The sequence below is a fragment of the Inmirania thermothiophila genome (assembly GCF_003751635.1).
Classification (GTDB): Bacteria; Pseudomonadota; Gammaproteobacteria; order DSM-100275; family DSM-100275; genus Inmirania; species Inmirania thermothiophila.
On the sequence record NZ_RJVI01000002.1, the window covers coordinates 1,029,455 to 1,046,309 of the forward strand.

The following is a 16,855-nucleotide window of genomic DNA, read 5'->3' on the forward strand; positions in this document are numbered from 1 at the left end:
GAGGGACCATGGACAAGAGCTACGACCCCCAAGCCATCGAACGCCGCTGGTACGAGCACTGGGAGCGCAAGGGCTACTTCCGCCCCTCGGGCAGGGGCGAGCCCTACTGCATCATGATCCCGCCGCCCAACGTCACCGGCAGCCTCCACATGGGGCACGCCTTCCAGGACACCATCATGGACGCCCTCATCCGCTACCACCGGATGCGGGGCCGCAACACCCTCTGGCAGGGGGGCACCGACCACGCCGGCATCGCCACCCAGATGGTGGTGGAGCGGCTCCTGGAGCAGGAGGGCAAGACCCGCCACGACCTCGGCCGCGAGCGGTTCCTCGAGCGGGTGTGGCGGTGGAAGGAGGCCTCCGGCGGCACCATCACGCGGCAGCTGCGCCGCCTCGGCGCCTCGGTGGACTGGTCGCGCGAGCGCTTCACCATGGACGAGGGCCTCTCGCGCGCGGTGCGCGAGGTCTTCGTCCGCCTCTTCGAGGAGGGGCTCATCTACCGCGGCAAGCGCCTGGTGAACTGGGACCCGGTGCTGCACACCGCGGTCTCCGACCTGGAGGTGGTGAGCGAGGAGGAGGAGGGCCACCTCTGGCACATGCGCTACCCGCTGGCCGACGGCGAGGGCCACCTGGTGGTGGCCACCACCCGGCCCGAGACCATGCTCGGCGACACCGCAGTGGCCGTGCACCCCGAGGACGCCCGCTACCGCCACCTCGTCGGCCGCGAGGTGATCCTGCCCCTCACCGGCCGGCGCATCCCCGTCATCGCCGACGCCTACGTGGACCCCGAGTTCGGCACCGGCTGCGTCAAGATCACCCCCGCCCACGACTTCAACGACTACCAGGTGGGGCTGCGCCACGGCCTGCCCATGATCAACGTCCTCACCGAGGACGCCCGCATCAACGACAACGCCCCCGAGCCCTACCGCGGCCTCGACCGCTACGAGGCCCGCCGGCGCATCGTCGCCGACCTCGAGGCGCAGGGGCTGCTGGAGAAGGTGGAGCCGCACCGGCTCATGGTCCCCCGCGGCGACCGCTCCCACGCCGTCATCGAGCCCTTCCTCACCGACCAGTGGTTCGTGCGCACCGCACCGCTCGCCGAGGAGGCGATCCGGGTCGTGCGCGAGGGGCGGATCCGCCTCGTGCCCGAGAACTGGACCAAGACCTACTACCAGTGGCTCGAGCACATCGAGGACTGGTGCATCTCGCGCCAGATCTGGTGGGGGCACCAGATCCCGGCCTGGTACTGCGCCGACTGCGACGGCGCGCACATCGTCCTCCTCGGCGCCGGCGAGGGCGCGGCCACCGCGGCCGAGCTGCTTGCCGCCGGGCGGGACCTCGACCAGGCCCTCGCCGCCGCGCGCGCGGTGCAGGTCCGCGGCGAGGCCCGCCCCATCGTCGCCGAGTCGCGCCCGGCGCGCTGCCCGCGCTGCGGCGGCAGCCGCCTGGTGCAGGACCCGGACGTGCTGGACACCTGGTTCAGCTCCGCCCTGTGGCCCTTCTCGACCCTCGGCTGGCCGGACGACACCCCGGAGCTGCGCACCTTCTACCCCACCGACGTGCTCGTCACCGGCTTCGACATCATCTTCTTCTGGGTCGCCCGCATGGTGATGATGGGCTGCAAGTTCATGGGCGACGTCCCCTTCCGCGAGGTCTACATCCACGGCCTCGTGCGCGACGCCCACGGCCAGAAGATGTCGAAGTCCAAGGGCAACATCCTCGACCCCCTCGACCTCATCGACGGCATCGACCTCGAGTCGCTGGTGCGCAAGCGCACCACCGGGCTGATGCAGCCGCAGATGGCCAGACGCATCGAGGAGGCGACGCGGCGGGAGTTCCCCGAGGGCATCCCCGCCTTCGGCGCCGACGCCCTGCGCTTCACCTTCGCCGCGCTCGCCTCCACCGGGCGCGACATCAAGTTCGACCTCGGCCGCATCGAGGGCTATCGCAACTTCTGCAACAAGCTCTGGAACGCCGCCCGCTACGTGCTCATGCGCACCGAGGGCGAGGACTGCGGCACCGGAGGGGGCGAGATGGCGCCCACCGCGGCCGACCGCTGGATCCGCTCGCGCCTCGACCGCACCGTGGCCGCGGTCCACGAGGCCATCGCCGCCTACCGCTTCGACCAGGTGGCCAACGTTCTGCACGAGTTCACCTGGGACGAGTTCTGCGACTGGTACCTGGAGCTCTCCAAGCCCGTCCTCCAGGATCCCGACGCGCCGGAGGCGGTGCGCCGCGCCACCCGCCGCACCCTGGTCACGGTGCTGGAGACGCTGCTCAGGCTCCTCCACCCCATCATGCCCTTCATCACCGAGGAGATCTGGCAACGGGTGGCGCCGGTGGCCGGGGTGGCGGGCGAGAGCATCATGCTCGCCCCCTATCCCGAGTCCGACCCCGCCGCGCGCGACGAGGAGGCCGAGGCCGAGATCGCCTGGCTCAAGGCCTTCGTCCTCGCGGTACGGCGGATCCGCGGCGAGATGGACATCGCCCCCTCGCGCCCCCTGCCCGTGCTGCTCGCGGAGGGCACGGCCGAGGACCGCGCCCGCGTCGAGCGGCACCTGCCGGCCCTGACCGCGCTGGCGCGGCTCGCGTCGGTGCGCTGGCTGGAGGCAGGCGAGGCCGCCCCCGAGGCCGCCACCGCCCTTGCCGGCGAGCTTCGCATCCTCATCCCCATGGCGGGGCTCATCGACAAGGCGGCCGAGCTCGCCCGCCTCGACAAGGAGATCGCCCGCCTTGAGGAGGGGCTTGCGCGCAGCCGCGCCAAGCTCGCTAACCCCGGCTTCGTGGAGAAGGCGCCGGCGGCGGTGGTGGAGAAGGAGCGCACCCGCCTGGCCGAGGCGGAGGCGGCGCTGGCGCGGCTGCGCGAGCAGCACCGGCGCATCGCGGCGCTCTAGCGGCGGGACCGGCGCCGGCGGGGCTATACTGATGCCGACGCCATGCCGTAAGGGAGGTGCCGCATGGCCACCGTCAGACCCCCCGCCGTCGCCGGCCTGTTCTATCCCGAGCAGCGCGAGGAGCTCGCCCGCACCGTGGACGCCCTGCTCGCCGGGGCACAGGCCGCGGGTCCGCCCCCGAAGGCCATCGTCGCCCCCCACGCGGGCTACGTCTACTCCGGCCCCGTGGCCGCCACCGCCTACGCCGCCCTGCGCCCGCTCGCCGGGCGCATCGAGCGCGTGGTCCTGCTCGGGCCGTCGCACCGCGTCCCGTTCGACGGGCTGGCGGCGCCCTCCACCGACTACTTCCGCACGCCCCTCGGCGACGTCCCGGTGGACCGCGAGGCCATCGAGTCCATCCGCGACCTGCCCCAGGTGTGCATCCTCGACGAGGCCCACGCCCTCGAGCACAGCCTCGAGGTGCACCTGCCCTTCCTGCAGCGCGTCCTCGGCGGGTTCCGCCTCGTGCCGCTGGTGGTGGGCGACGCCGCCCCCGAGGAGGTGGCCGAGGTCATCGAGCGCCTGTGGGGCGGGGACGAGACCCTGATCGTGGTCAGCTCTGACCTCTCCCACTACCACGACTACCACACCGCGCGGCGGATGGACGCGGCCACCTCCATGGCGGTGGAGGCGCTGGCGCCGGAGCGCATCGGCTACGAGCAGGCCTGCGGCCGTCACCCCCTGCAGGGCCTGCTGGTGGCGGCGCGCCGCCGCGGGCTCCAGGCCCGCACCCTGGACCTGCGCAACTCGGGCGACACCGCAGGCCCCAGGGACCGGGTCGTGGGCTATGGCGCCTATGCCTTCCACTGACGGCCGCCTCGGCACGCGCGAGCGCGACGTCCTCCTGGGCATCGCCCAGGCCTCCATCCGTCACGGCCTCGAGCGCGGCACCCCGCTCCCGGTGCGCGCACCCGACTACGAGGGCGCCCTGCGCGAGCCGGGGGCGAGCTTCGTCACCCTCAAGCGCGGCGGCGCGCTGCGCGGCTGCATCGGCAGCCTCGAGGCGCGCCGGCCGCTGGTGGAGGACGTGGCCGCCAACGCCTTCGCCGCCGCCTTCGAGGACCCCCGCTTCCCGCCCCTCGCCCCCGAGGAGCTGGAGGATCTCGCGGTCTCGGTCTCGGTGCTGACGCCGCCCGAGCCGCTGCCCTGCGCCAGCGAGGAGGAGCTGATCGCGCGGCTCGTCCCGGGCGAGGACGGCCTCATCATCGCCGACGGGGCGCATCGGGCCACCTTCCTCCCGGCGGTGTGGGAGTCCCTCCCCGAACCCCGCGACTTCCTGCGCGAGCTGCGGCGCAAGGCCGGCCTGCCGCCGGACCACTGGTCGCCGCGGCTGCGGGTCTGGCGCTACCGCACCGAGAGCTTCGGCACCGCCTGAGCGGCCTCAGCCCCGCTCGAGGCGGAAGCGCGCCTCCAGGTTCGGCAGGTCCACACCGGTAAGCACCACCGGCAGCCGCTCGTTGGGCTGCGGCACGCCCCGCAGGGCCACCTGCGCCTCCAGGGCGAGCTCCGGCACGATGACCACGCTGCGGCGCTCGCGCGGCTCCACCACCACCGCCTCGCCGCGCCAGCGCTCGTGGCGCAGCAGCCAGACCAGGGTCCAGTGCCGGTTGGAGGCGCGCTCGGCGCGCCGCACCGCGGCCATGGCCTGCTCGGCGGCGCCGGCGCGGGCGCGCACGGTCTCGGCGTCGAGGGGCTCGCCGCCGGTGACGTGGGCGCGGAGCTGCTGGTGGGTGAGCAGATCCGTGTAGCGGCGCAGCGGGCTCGTGGCCTGGCAGTAGGCGGCGAGCCCGAGGCCGGCGTGCGGCTCCGGCGCGGTGACGATCTGGCGCGGACGCATGCGCCGACGCAGGGCGTACATCCCGGCCAGGCCCTCCCCGGGGTCGGCCTCGTCCGGCGGCGACTGGGCGATGAAGGGCAGGGCGATGCCCTCGGCCGCGGCGTAGCGCGCCGCCGCCTCCCCCGCGCGCAGCATGAGCTCGCTCACCAGGAGCCGGCTCGCAAGGGGCGGCAGCGGCTCGATGCGGACCTCGCCCGCCACCACCCGCACCCGCGCCTCGGGCAGGCGGATGTCCACCGCGCCCGCCGCGAGACGCCGCTCGCGCAGCCGCAGCGCGAGCCGGTGGAGGCCGGCGAAGGGCTCCTCGTGGAGGCGCCTCTCCGCCTCGCCGTAGCTCAGCCGCCGCACCCGCACCGTGCTCGGGACGATGGCCACGTCCAGGATCTCCCCCTCGGCGTCCATGCGGATCCCGAAGGAGAGCGCCGGCGAGACCGGCGCGAGGCCGAGCCCGAGGCGTTGCACGGCCTGCACCGGCAGCATCGGCACCTGGCGGTGCGGCAGATACTGGGTGGCGCCGCGCAGGCGGGCCTCCTCGTCCGCCGCGCTCCCGGGCAGCACCAGGGCGGCGGCGTCGGCCACGTGCACCCAGAGCCACCGGCCGTCCCAGCTCACGGCGTCGTCGGGGTCCTGGTTGCCCTCGTCGTCGATGGCGAAGGCCTCGAGCGCGGTGAGATCGCGCCTGGGCGCGGCGGCGAGCTCCGGCAGCTCCAGCGCCGGCGGCGCCTCCGGCAGGCCCTCGCGCACCGGATGGGGATCCACCTCCGGCCCCCACGCGCCCAGCTTGAGAAGCAGCTCGTGCGCCACCTCCGGGCGCTCGGCGCGGTCGAGGGCGCGCAGGATGCGGCTGCCCTCGTGCCGCCCCAGGGCCAGGCCCTCGAGATCGGCGAGCTGCGGCCGGTCCTCGGGCAGCACGCGCCCGGCCTGGATCCGCTGCAGCAGCTCGCCCCAGGCGCGGCGCCGGCGGTCGCGCCCCTCCCGCGCCTCCCGCTCCGCCGCGGCCTCCTCCGGCGTGCGCACGCGGATGGCGTCCGGCGCCTCCCCCTCCAGCTCGATCCCCTCCTCCACCCGCTCCCACACCGCCCACGCGGTGGCCGGGGTGAAGGCGCCGAAGGCGAGCTCGGCCAGCTCCGCCACCGTGGTGGTCTGGCCCGCCAGCAGCTCGCACGCGGCCTCGATCTCGCCCTCGACGGGACGCAGCTCGCCGAGGCTGCGCAGCGGCCCCGGATGCAGCGGCACCACGTCCTTGGGGCGCACCCGCCGGGCGCCGCCCCCGGGCAGCTCGATCTCCAGCTTGTCGGTCACCGCCACCACGCGGGCGGGGCGGCGCTTGTAGAGGACGAGGCTGTCTGCCGCGGGCTGCTCCATCCCTCGCTCCATGACGCCGGCGGCACTGGCGCCGTCCGGCCGGGGGCCACTATTATGCGGAAAACGGATCCCGCGGGGATCCGGGGGGGCAGGGGACGTGCCGAGGATCCGCGTCGCCATCGTCGGCTGCGGCTTCGCCGGGCTCGCCGCGGCGCGCCGCCTCGCGGCGGCGCCGGGGGTCGAGGTCACGGTGTTCAACCCGCGCCCCGAGCTCTACAACTACCCCGTGCTGCCGCGCCACCTGGTGGACCCCGTCCCCCGCGCGCTCCTCGCCGTGCCCCTCGCCCCCCTGCTCCCGGGCGTGCGCCTGCGCAGCGAGCGCGTCGAGGCGGTGGATGCGCCCGCGCGCCGGGTGGAGACCGCCTCCGGCACCACGGCCTGGGACTTCCTGATCCTCGCCGTGGGCGTGCGCGCGCGCACCCTTCCGCGCGGCGAGCGCACGCCGCTGGTCTTCCCCAAGAGCGAGCGCCACCTCGCGCGCCTGCGCGGCGAGCTCGAGCAGCTCGCCGCGGAGCGCCGGTCGGGCCTCGTCTGCATCGTCGGCGGCGGGCTCACCGGCATCGAGTTCGCCGCCGCCGTGCGCGCCCGCCTCGACGACGCCGCCCGCCGCCACCGGCGACGGCCCGACGCCTTCCGCGTCCTCCTCCTGGAGCGCGGAGCGCGGCTTGCCCCGGACTGCTCGCCGGCGCTTGCGGCACGGCTCGCGGCGGCGCTCGCCGCGGCCGGGGTCGGCGTGCGCACCGGGTGCGCCGTGCACGGGATCGAAGGCCGGCGGATCGAGACCGAGGCCGGCGCCCTCGAGGCCGACATCACGCTCTGCTGCGCCGGGGCCGAGCCCGACCTGCGCCTCGGCCTCGCCGGGCTCGACGCCGGCGCCGACGGGATCGCCTGCACCGCCGGGCTCGTCGCGCAGGGAAGCGACGCGGTCCTCGTCGCCGGCGACATCGCCCGGCCCCGCTCCCCCGCACCGGCCCCGCCCCGCCGCGCCGCCCATGCGCGCCGCCAGGGGGCGCACGCCGCGGCCAACGTCCTGCGCCTCGCCGCCGGGCGCGCACCGCGCCCGTACCGGCCCCGGGCCCTGCCCACCGCCGTCTACCTCGGGCCGCGGCGCGGCCTCGTCGCCCTGGGACCGCTGTGTCTCGGCGGATCCGCGGCGGCCCGCACCAAGCACTGGCTCGAGCGCGACCACTTCCGCCATGCCGTGCCGTCCATCGCAGGAGGAGAGGGATGGATGCCCTGGTGACGAAGGCGTACTGCCTCGCCCATCCCGTGGAGATCGTGCGCCTCTTCGGCGCCGGCGCCTGGCTGCGTGCGCTGCTCTCGCGCCGGCGCACGCTGCTCGCCATCGTCGCCGAGCGCGACCGCCACCACCGCGTGCCGCTCCCGGGGGCGCCCGGGCGGGCCTACTGCGTCTCGGCCCTGATCGAGGAGGCGGTGGCCGCGTTCTACCGCCGCGCCGCGCGGCGCTTCCGCCACATCCCCGAGGCGGCGGCGCTGTTCGACCACCTCGCCGAGGAGGAGCGCGAGCACGCGCATCTCATGATCGTGTGCCTCCACGCCGCGCGCCTGCCGGAGGCGGGCGGCTACGTGCCCACGGTGGGCGATCCCGAGGTGCGCGAGCTCCTGGCGCGGCTGCGGGCCCTGCGCCGGGGGGTCGAGACCATGACCTTGGAGGAGGCGCTGGCGGCGGCCGAGGCGTTGGAGCGCGGCGAGGCCAACGTCATCTTCGGGCGCCTCCTGGAGCAGGTGGGCGCGCCGCAGGCGGCCTTCCTGCGCGCGCGCCTGGCCGAGGTGGAGGATCACACCGAGTACGTGCCCCGCCGCATCGCGGAGCTGCGCCGCGGCATCGGCCTGGATGGCGCCGCCTGAGCTCGCGCTGCGGCTTGCGCCGGTGCTCGCCGCCTTCGCCGCCGGCGTCGCCGGCCGCCGCTTGGGGTGGTTCGCCCCGCGTCACGCCGATGCCCTGCTGCGCCTCATGGTCCGCGCGGGCCTCCCCGCGCTGATCCTCGGCACCGTGCCCGCGCTGGACCTCGCGCACGGGGCGGCGCTGCTGCCCCTGGTGGCGGCCGCCGCCATCCTCGCCGGCTGGCCCGCGGGGCTCGCCCTCGCCCGCGGCTTCCGCCTGCCGCGGCCCGCCGCGGGCGTCGTTGTGACCGGGCTGATGATCCTCAACCTCGCCGCCGTCTATCCCTTCGCGTGGGCGGCCTGGGGGGCGGAGGGCGCGGGACGGCTGGCCCTCTTCGACTTCGGCAACGGCCTCCTGGTGCTGACCCTCGTCTACGCCCTGGCCTGCGCCTACGGCTCGGGTCGGCCGCTTGCGGCCCGCATCCTGCGGGCGCTGGCCACCTTTCCGCCGACCCTGGCGCTCGCGCTCGCGCTCGCCCTCAACCTCGCCGGACTGGCCCCGCCGGGCCCCGCCGCGGCCGCCCTGCGCGCCCTCGGCGGCGCCTCCGTGCTGCTGGTGGTGCTCGCCCTGGGCGTGCACTTCCGCGCCCCGGGCAGGCACCTCGGGATCGTCGCCGCCGTGGTCGCGGCGCGTCTCGGCGTGGGCCTCGCCACCGGCCTCGGCGCGGCCCTGCTCCTCGGCCTCGAGGGCGTCGACCGGGGCGTCGTCCTCCTCGGCGCGGCCGCGCCCGTCGGCTTCAACACCCTCGTCTTCGCCGCCGCCCAGGATCTCGACCGCGAGCTCGCGGCGGGCCTCGTCTCCGTCTCCCTGCTCGCCGGCCTCGTCTACCTGCCGCTGCTGATCCTCGCGGCCTGAGCGGTCAAGCCGCGGCCTCCTCCTCGGCGAGGGCCTCGCGGACCCGATCCCGGAAGGCGTCGACGAAGACCGCCCCGAGCCCCGCGAACACCCCCGCCACCACCGCCAGCACGGCGATCGCCGCCCTGCCCCGGCCCTTGGGCTCGAGCCCCCGCTGGGCCAGCACCTCGATCCGGGCCGGCCGCACCTGGTCCGCCACCAGCTCCTCGAGCCGCCCGAGGTCCGGCTCGGCCTTGGCAAACGCCTGCTCACCCTGCCGCGCGATCACCTCGCGGAGGCGCACCAGCGCGTCCCGTCGGACAGCCCTCGCCGCCTCCACGAGATCCTGCTGCGCCACGACCACCCTCCGGGCCACCGTCTCGTGGAGCCGACGCACCAGCCCGGCCTCCGCCTCGGGCACCACGCTTTCCAGCACGATGAGGTCCGTGTCCTTGGGCCGCTCCGCCTCCACGAGCCCCTCGCCCACATCGCCGCGCCCCTGCGCCGACCCCGCCAGCACCGCCGGCAGGTAGACGCGACGCACCTGCTCCAGGACCTCCGACGGCGATACCAGGGGGCGGGTCCCTTCCGGGCTCACCACGCCCGCAAGCTGGATCACCGTGGTGTAGCTGTAGCGCTCCGGAAGGAGCACCGCCGCTGCAAGCCCCGCCACGAGCACCACGGCGAAAACGGCCCAGAAGACGCGGCGGCGCCGGCGAAACTCCAGCCACAGGTCCACCAGGCTGAGCTCGTCCTCGGGCGGATACCACGCCGGCGCCCACACCTGCGGCAGCTCGCCCTCGCGACGCCCCTGCCCGTCCTTCGTCTGCCCGACCGTCTCCTTCACTTGCTTCTCCCCTCCGTGTCGCGTCCCCGCGCCGCCCATCGAGGCCGGTACACACCCGGAGGGCGGGCTCCCTCGTCCGCCGCGGCGCGCCTCAGGGCAGCGAGAGGCGCTCGCCCGCCGGGGCGATGAGGCCGCGCCCGCGCAGGTAGGCGAGCAGCTCCTCCACGCACTCCTCCACCGTGCGCTCGGCCGTGTCCACCACGATCTCCGGATCCTCCGGCTCCTCGTAGGGCGAGGAGATCCCCGTGAACTCCGGAATCTCACCCGCACGCGCACGCCGGTACAGCCCCTTCACGTCCCGCCGCTCGCACACCTCCAGCGGACAGCGGACGTAGATCTCGATGAAATCCTCCCCCACCAGCTCGCGCACCCGCGCCCGGTCCCGCCGAAACGGCGAGATGAACGCCGTCAGCGTGATCACCCCCGCCTCGATGAAAAGCTTCGCCATCTCCCCGATGCGCCGGATGTTCTCGTGCCGGTCCTCGGGCGAAAAGCCCAGATCCGCGCACAGCCCGTGGCGCACGTTGTCGCCGTCGAGGACGAAGGTGCGGCACCCCTCCTGGTGCAGCGCCTCCTCCAGGGCATGGGCCAGGGTCGACTTGCCGGCCCCCGACAGCCCCGTGAACCACAGCAGCATGGCACGGTGCCCGTTGAGGGCCTCCCGCCTCGCCCGCGTCACGGTGGCGCGGTGCCAGACGACGTTGCGCGCCTTCCAGTTCTCGTCCGTGGCCACGGCGTCATTTCCCTCCGATCCCGGCAGCGTCCTCGGGCCCTACTCCATCTTCATGCGGGTGACGCCGCCGAAGGTGCCGATCCAGTAGAACCCGTCCTCGCCGTCCGCCATGGAGAAGACGTTGCTGGTGACCAGCCCGTCACGCTGGGTGATGGCGGGCGTGAAGCGCCCGTCCTCGTAGCGGGTCAGGCCGTTGTTGGTCCCCACCCAGAGACGTCCCCTGCGGTCCACGTGCAGCATGAAGATGTGGTTGCCGGGCAGGCCCTCGTCCATGGTGAAGTTGGTCCACTGCCCGTCCTTGAGGCGCGCCAGCCCCCCGCCCCAGGTGCCGCACCAGACTGCGCCGTCCGGCGTCACCACCATGGAGATGACGTAGTTGGGGTTGTAGGCCCCGCTCACGCGCGTCAGCCCCTGCTCCTGCTTCTGGCGGGCGTGGTGGGCCGAGACCTGCGCCGGATCGGTCTGGAACGGGTTCTGCTCCTTGACCTTCTCGTAGGGCGCGCCGAGGCCGTCGTCGTGGGTCCAGTGCTGCCAGGCGCCGTCCTTGAAGCGCGCAAGCCCCCCCTCGGTGGCGAGCCAGATGCTGCCGTCGGGCCCCTCGTCGAGGCCGTAGACCCAGTCGTTGGGGAGCCCGCCCTGGGTGTTCTTGACGGTGAAGGTGTCCCACGCCGCGCGATCGTCGAGGCGCCCGCCCCGCACGCGGTTGGCGCCGGACCAGGTGGCGATCCAGATGTCGCCGTTGGAGGCCTCCAGAACGTCGTAGACGAAGGCGTCGGCGAGCCCGTGCTGGATGTTGTAGTTGTCCCAGCTCCCGGTCTCGGCGTCGTAGAGGAGGGAGAGGCCCCCGCCGTAGGTCCCCACCGCGAGCCGCCCCTGGAGCTTGCCGAGGTAGAAGATGCCGTTGGAGAGGAGCCCCGAGCGGACGTCGAAGAAGCGGGTGTCCTCGGTCCTCGGGTCGTAGCGCACGACACCGCCGGAGGTGCCGACCCAGACGACGCCGTCGTCCACGAGGAGGGCCTTGACGTTGCGGTTGCCGGTGCGGAAGCGGGTGAAGCGCCCGTTGTCCGCGGGCAGCTCGACCCCGGCGCGGGCGTGCGCGGCGGCCGCGGACTCCGGAGCGGGGGCCGGCGGGACCGCGGCCGGCGCCGGCGCAGGCTGGGGCGCCGGCGCGGTCGCCTGCGGGGCGGGCCCGCCGCCCTGCTCGGCCCCCATGCGGTAGGCCACCACGCCCACCCCCAGGGCCACCACCACGAGAAGGAACAGCGTCCTGGCATCCAGCTTCATCACCTGCCCTCCGAGGCCTCGTCCCGCACCAGCCGCGTCACACCGCCCCGGGTCCCGGCCCAGATGCTGCCGTCCGGGGTCGCCACCACTGCATAGACGTCCCGCCCGGTGAGGCCGTGATGCGGATTGAACGACTCCCAGTCGCGCCCGTCGAAGCGGCTCAGCCCCGCGTCGGTGCCGAACCAGAGGGCGCCGTCCGGCGCCTGTGCCACGGCATAGACGATGTTGCCCGCGAGCCCGTCCTTGCGCGTGTAGTTGGTCCAGCGCCGGCCGTCGAACCGGCTCACGCCCCCGCCCCAGGTGCCGGCCCAGATGGTGTCGTCCCGCGCCGCGATGATGGAGAAGACGTAGTTCGGGTTGTACGTCGGTCCCGTGCCCGAGAGCACGCCCAGGTTGTGCCGCTGGCGCGTGCCGAGGCCGGTGTTGGTGCTCGGCGGCAGGCCGGCCTCGTTGGGGGCGCCGAGACCGTCGTCGTGGGTCCACTCGTACCAGGCGCGGCCGTCGTACATGGAGACGCCGCCCTCGGTGCCGAACCAGACCCGGTCCTTGGAGTCCACGGCGATGCCGTAGACCCACTCGTTGACGAGCTCCTTCACGTAGGTGGTGAGCCGGCCCGTGCGCGGGTCGTAGCGGTTCACCCCAGCCCAGGTGCCGATCCAGATGTCCCCGGAGCGCTGCTGGGCGAAGGAGTAGACCCAGTAGTCGGCCAGCCCGTGCATGGGGAAGAAGACCTTCCACTGCCCGTCACGGTAGCGCGAGACGCCGCCGGCATTAGTCCCGAACCACTTGTTGCCGTCGCGGTCGACGGCGATGGCGAAGACGTACTCGTTGGCGAGCCCGTCCTTGCGGGTGAAGGTGTTGCGCACGCGGTAGTCGTCGAGACCCACCTCCAGCACGCCCGCGGAGGTGCCCACCCAGAGGGCGTCGGCGCCCGGGTCGTAGGCGAGGGCGCGGACGTAGACCCCGGGACCGACCTCGAAGCGGTCGGCGACGCGATAGCGCCGGCGCGCCTCGGCACCGTCCCCGCCCGCCGCCCCGGCCTGCGCCTTCGGGGCCGGAGCGGGCGGAGGCTGCGGCGGCGCCGCCTCCGGGGCCTGCGGCGGCGCGGCCGGTGCGGGCGTCACCGCGGCCTGCGGCACATCCGGCCGCGCCCCGGCACGGTCCCTCGCCTCGTCGGCGCGGTCGCAGGCGGTCAGGGCCGCGGCCAGCGCCGCGACGGCGATCCATTGCCTCGTGCTCATTGCGTGAAGGTCCTCAGGTAGGCGATGACGTCCAGGATCTCGGCCTCGGAGAGGATCCCGAAGAAGGCCGGGCCGGCCCCGGTCCCGTCGCGGATGGCCGAGAGCAGCCGGCGGTCCGTGCGCATCAGCGTCTCCGGGCGCGTGAAATCCGGCACCCCGGGCATGACGCCGCGCCCGTCGGCACCATGACAGGTGACGCAGTGGGTCTCGTAGAGACGGCGCCCGTTGGCGGGATCGGCCGCCTGCGCCCCCGCGGCCCAGATGGCAACGGCGAGCACCCCCGCCGGCGCGAGCATCCTGGTCATCCCCGCTCCTCTTTCCGTCCGCCCCCCTGCTCCCGCTCCTCGCGCCGGCGCCGCTCCAGCGCCTGCGCCCGCTCCGTCCACCGGGCGGAGAGGGTCGGATCGGGGGGAAGCACGTCCCCAATGCCGCTGCGGTACACCTCGGCGAGCTCGCGCATCGCCGGCAGGTAGTCCTGGGCCGCGGCGAGCTCCAGCCACTCGAGCCCGGTGCGTACGTCCCGCTCCACGCCGAGCCCGCCCCGCAGGTAGGCCTGCCCCATCACCACCATCGCCGGCAGGTGCCCGCGGTCCACCGCGGCCAGGACCCAGCGGCGGGCGGTGGCGAAGTCGCGCTCGACCCCCTCGCCGCTGGCATACATCAGGCCGAGCCGCATCATGCCCTCGGCGTCACCCAGCTCGGCGGCGCGGCGGTAGAGGGCCACCGCACGCTCGTTCTCCTCGGCCTTGTCCATGATGTAGCCGAGGAAGAGCAGGGCGGGGACGTAGTCGGCGGCCGCGGCCTGCTCGAGCTTCGCCATCGCGGTGACGAGATCCTCGCGGTTGTAGGCGCTGACCCCGTCGCGGTAGTCCTGGGCGGGGTCGCCCCAGGCGCTGGCCGCCGCCAGCACGAGGGCCGCGCACCCGTGACGAAGAAGCCGCCGCCGTGCCACGCCTCCCCTCATGCCGCCGTTCCGCTCCTCAGGACGCATACCCGGCGCGCTCGTATTCCTCGAGCTTGCGGTAGAGCGTGGAGAGGCCGATGCCGAGCCGCCGCGCGGCCTCCCTGCGGTCCCCCCCCGCCTCCTCGATCGCGCGTAGGATAACACCGGCCTCGAACTCCCGCACTTGCTCGCGCAAGGTCCTCGCGCCCTGGGCGCGCGGCGTGCTCGGCCGGGCGAACTGCGCCGGCAGGTCCGCCACCGTGATGACGCCGTCCTCGGCGAGGATGAGGGCACGCTGGATGACGTTCTCCAGCTCGCGCACGTTACCCGGCCAGTCGTGGGCCATGAGCATCGCCTCGGCCTCGGGATCCAGCCGCCAGGATTCGCCGTGGCCGTGCCTGCGCAGGAAGTGCTCCACCAGCCTAGGCACGTCCTCGCGGTGCTCGCGCAGCGGCGGCACCTGGATCTGGAAGACGTTGAGGCGGAAGTAGAGGTCCTCGCGGAAGGTCCCCTCGGCGACCATGGCCGCGAGATCGCGGTTGGTGGCGGCGATGATGCGCACGTCCACGGGCCGTGCCGTCTCGCTCCCCACGGGGCGGACCTTCTTCTCCTCCAGCACGTGCAGGAGCTTGACCTGCATGGGCAGCGGCAGCTCGCCCACCTCGTCGAGGAAGATCGTGCCGCGGTCGGCCTCCAGGAAGAGCCCCTTCTTCGCCCGGTCGGCCCCCGTGAAGGCGCCCTTGGTGTGGCCGAAGAGCTCGCTCTCGATGAGCGTCTCCGGGATCGCGCCGCAGTTGACCGGGATGAAGGGCTGCTCGGCGCGGCGGCTGAGGCGATGGATCTCCTTGGCGATCACGCCCTTGCCGGTCCCGCTCTCGCCGGTGATGAGCACCGTGCTGTCGGTGGGGGCGACCTTGGCCACCATGCGCTCGAGCTGGCGCATGGGCGGCGACTCCATCCGGCAGCGGTCGCCCGCCTCACCCACCACGAGACTGCGCAGGGCGCGGTTCTCCGCCCGCAGCCGGAGCACGTCGGCGATCTGCCCCAGGCGATGGAGCACGTCCTCGTTGCGCAGCGGCTTGATCATGTAGTCGTAGGCGCCCGCGCGCATGGCCTCGATGGCGGTGCTCACCGAGGCGTAGGCGGTCATCATCAGGAACTGGGTGTCGAGGCCCTGCTCCCGCGCGCGGCGCACGACCTCGATGCCGGTCATGTCCGGCATGCGGATGTCGCAGAGGGCCACGTCCACGTCGCCCTTGGCCAGCCGCTCCAGGGCCTCGGTGCCGCTCGCCGCCTGGTCCACCACGTAGCCCGCCCGCCCCAGATAGGCGGCCAGCACCTGGCGGATCGCCGGCTCGTCGTCGATCACCAGCACCTGCAGGGAACTCATGCCTCGCGTGCCTCCCCGGCCGCCGCCAGCGGCAGCCGCACCGTCACCGTCGTCCCCTCGCCCGGCCGGGAGCGGATGGCGAGCTCGCCGCGGTGGGCGCCGACAATGCTGGTGCAGAGGGCGAGGCCGAGGCCCGTGCCCTGGCCCGCCCCCTTGGTGGTGAAGAAGGCCTCGGTGGCCTGTGCCGCCACGGAGGGCTCCATCCCGACGCCCTCGTCCTCCACCTCGAGCACCGCCGTCGCGCCCTCGCGGCGCGTGCGCAGGCGGATCCCCCCGCCCGGCCGCGCACGCTCGTCGAGCACCGCATCGGCGGCGTTGAGCACCAGGTTCATCACCACCTGCATGAGCTGGTCCGCCACCCCCTCCACCGCGGGCAGGCCCTGATCCAGTTCGAGGCCGATCTCGATCCGCCGCAGCCGCTCGTCGTGGCGCAGCAGCCGCACCGTGCGCCCGATGAGCTCGTTGAGGTCGAGCAGCTCGCGCCGCTCGTGCTGCGGCACCGCGAACTCGGAGACATCGCGGCCGATGCGCTCGATGCGCGCCGCCTCCTGCAGCGCCAGCTCGAGCCGCTCGCGCGCCCCCGCATCCGTGACCGCCCCCGGCTCGTCCAGCACCGACTGCACCAGACCCGTGATCCCGGCGAGCGGATTCCCGATCTCGTGCACGATCCCCGCCGCCAGCGTCCCGATGGCGGCCATCTTCTCACGCTGCCAGGCCATGCGCCGGGTCACCTCCAGCTCGCGCTGCGCCCGCTCGCGCTCGGCCATCTCGCGCTCGAGCTCGCGGGTGCGCTCGGCCACCCGCTGTTCCAGGGTCTCGTTGGCCTGCTCCAGATCGGTCAGCGCCGCCCGCAGGCGCGCATCCTGCACCTGCAGGACCTGGTCGGCCCGGTGCACCACCAGGAACAAGAAACCGTACAGCGCCAGGAGCACCAGCGCCACCCCCCCGACCACCGTCCGGTGGGTACGGTGCATGCGGGCGACGAGGTCGGTGGCATCGGCGTAGACCTCGAACACCGCGCGCACCGCACCGTCGCGGTCGCGCACGGGCAGATAGGTCTGGACGAGATCGCGGTCCTCGCGCACGCGGTCGTAGGCGTTGAAGCGGTCGCGGTGGACGATGCCGCTCACCACCTCGCCCCCGGCGGCGAGGCTCACCCCGACGTTGCCCAGCGCCTCGCCCCCGATCTCGCGCGGGTCCGTGGAATAGGCGATGAGGCCCTCCGGCGTGAAGATCCTCACCTTGGCGGCGCCGAAGTCGGCGGCCCGGTGGCGGATCGCCTCATCGAGGCGGCGCCGCGCCGCGGGGTCCCCCCGCCCCAGGCCCGCCAGCACGGCGGTGATCTCTGGCTCCATGACCTCCGCCAGGGTGTGGGCGAAGGCGATGCTGCCGCGCTGCGTGGCGAAGACGAGGTCGCGCAGCGCCAGCGTCCGGTAGAGATACCCCAGCGCCAGCGCCGCCGCCACCACCGAGAACAGGCTCATGACCGCGAAATGGCGCGCGAGCCGGAAGCGCCGCACGGGGAGCCCCACCGCGTCCACG

General features: G+C 74.3%; 15 protein-coding genes. 6 read left to right on the top strand and 9 right to left on the bottom strand.

Annotated elements, in window-relative coordinates; genetic code table 11:
* The first annotated feature begins 8 nt into the window (after positions 1-8).
* From EDC57_RS10470 to amrA, 3 genes are all read left to right on the top strand, one after another.
* Positions 9-2,894, top strand: coding sequence for a valine--tRNA ligase (locus EDC57_RS10470; protein WP_123401788.1), 2,886 nt, complete (start codon positions 9-11; stop codon positions 2,892-2,894).
* 63 nt (positions 2,895-2,957) lie between these two features.
* Positions 2,958-3,743, top strand: a complete 786-nt coding sequence (gene amrB / locus EDC57_RS10475) for an AmmeMemoRadiSam system protein B (protein ID WP_123401789.1) — start codon at positions 2,958-2,960, stop codon at positions 3,741-3,743.
* Entirely contained in the window at positions 3,730-4,308 is a 579-nt protein-coding gene (gene amrA / locus EDC57_RS10480) for an AmmeMemoRadiSam system protein A (protein ID WP_123401790.1), read from the top strand. Before amrB ends, amrA begins: the two co-directional genes overlap by 14 nt.
* A 6-nt stretch (positions 4,309-4,314) precedes the next feature.
* On the opposite strand, the gene EDC57_RS10485 is transcribed toward amrA, so the two are convergent.
* Positions 4,315-6,135, bottom strand: a complete 1,821-nt coding sequence (locus tag EDC57_RS10485; protein ID WP_245995230.1) for an RNB domain-containing ribonuclease — start codon at positions 6,133-6,135, stop codon at positions 4,315-4,317.
* Between the two features lie 97 nt (positions 6,136-6,232).
* On the opposite strand from EDC57_RS10485, the gene EDC57_RS10490 reads away from it, so the two are divergent.
* Genes EDC57_RS10490 through EDC57_RS10500 form a run of 3 tightly spaced genes read left to right on the top strand, consistent with a single transcriptional unit; the run spans position 6,233 to position 8,896 of the window.
* Positions 6,233-7,378: an FAD-dependent oxidoreductase gene (locus EDC57_RS10490; RefSeq protein WP_170165110.1), complete on the top strand. Its 1,146-nt coding sequence runs from the start codon at positions 6,233-6,235 to the stop codon at positions 7,376-7,378.
* On the top strand, positions 7,363-8,004 hold the full coding sequence (locus EDC57_RS10495) for a hypothetical protein (RefSeq protein WP_123401793.1): 642 nt from the start codon (positions 7,363-7,365) through the stop codon (positions 8,002-8,004). Before EDC57_RS10490 ends, EDC57_RS10495 begins: the two co-directional genes overlap by 16 nt.
* A complete protein-coding gene (locus EDC57_RS10500; protein WP_123401794.1) occupies positions 7,991-8,896 on the top strand; it encodes an AEC family transporter in 906 nt (301 codons plus the stop codon). Before EDC57_RS10495 ends, EDC57_RS10500 begins: the two co-directional genes overlap by 14 nt.
* 4 nt (positions 8,897-8,900) lie before the next feature.
* On the opposite strand, the gene EDC57_RS10505 is transcribed toward EDC57_RS10500, so the two are convergent.
* The 8 genes from EDC57_RS10505 to EDC57_RS10540 form a co-directional block, all read right to left on the bottom strand.
* Positions 8,901-9,722: a Wzz/FepE/Etk N-terminal domain-containing protein gene (locus EDC57_RS10505; protein WP_170165111.1), complete on the bottom strand. Its 822-nt coding sequence runs from the start codon at positions 9,720-9,722 to the stop codon at positions 8,901-8,903.
* A 91-nt stretch (positions 9,723-9,813) separates the two neighbouring features.
* Positions 9,814-10,455 carry an adenylyl-sulfate kinase gene (gene cysC, locus EDC57_RS10510; RefSeq protein WP_123401796.1) on the bottom strand — a complete coding sequence of 214 codons (642 nt, stop codon included), beginning with the start codon at positions 10,453-10,455 and terminating at the stop codon, positions 9,814-9,816.
* 39 nt (positions 10,456-10,494) lie between these two features.
* Positions 10,495-11,739: a ligand-binding sensor domain-containing protein gene (locus tag EDC57_RS10515; RefSeq protein ID WP_170165112.1), complete on the bottom strand. Its 1,245-nt coding sequence runs from the start codon at positions 11,737-11,739 to the stop codon at positions 10,495-10,497.
* A complete protein-coding gene (locus tag EDC57_RS10520; protein ID WP_123401797.1) occupies positions 11,739-12,980 on the bottom strand; it encodes a ligand-binding sensor domain-containing protein in 1,242 nt (413 codons plus the stop codon). The genes EDC57_RS10515 and EDC57_RS10520 overlap by 1 nt, the downstream gene beginning before the upstream one ends.
* Positions 12,977-13,285: a c-type cytochrome gene (locus EDC57_RS10525; RefSeq protein WP_123401798.1), complete on the bottom strand. Its 309-nt coding sequence runs from the start codon at positions 13,283-13,285 to the stop codon at positions 12,977-12,979. The genes EDC57_RS10520 and EDC57_RS10525 overlap by 4 nt, the downstream gene beginning before the upstream one ends.
* Positions 13,282-13,944: a tetratricopeptide repeat protein gene (locus EDC57_RS10530; RefSeq protein WP_170165113.1), complete on the bottom strand. Its 663-nt coding sequence runs from the start codon at positions 13,942-13,944 to the stop codon at positions 13,282-13,284. The genes EDC57_RS10525 and EDC57_RS10530 overlap by 4 nt, the downstream gene beginning before the upstream one ends.
* A 16-nt stretch (positions 13,945-13,960) precedes the next feature.
* Positions 13,961-15,313: a sigma-54-dependent transcriptional regulator gene (locus EDC57_RS10535; RefSeq protein WP_123401800.1), complete on the bottom strand. Its 1,353-nt coding sequence runs from the start codon at positions 15,311-15,313 to the stop codon at positions 13,961-13,963.
* On the bottom strand, positions 15,310-16,854 hold the full coding sequence (locus EDC57_RS10540; RefSeq protein ID WP_123401801.1) for a sensor histidine kinase: 1,545 nt from the start codon (positions 16,852-16,854) through the stop codon (positions 15,310-15,312). The genes EDC57_RS10535 and EDC57_RS10540 overlap by 4 nt, the downstream gene beginning before the upstream one ends.
* Position 16,855: the final 1 nt, after the last annotated feature.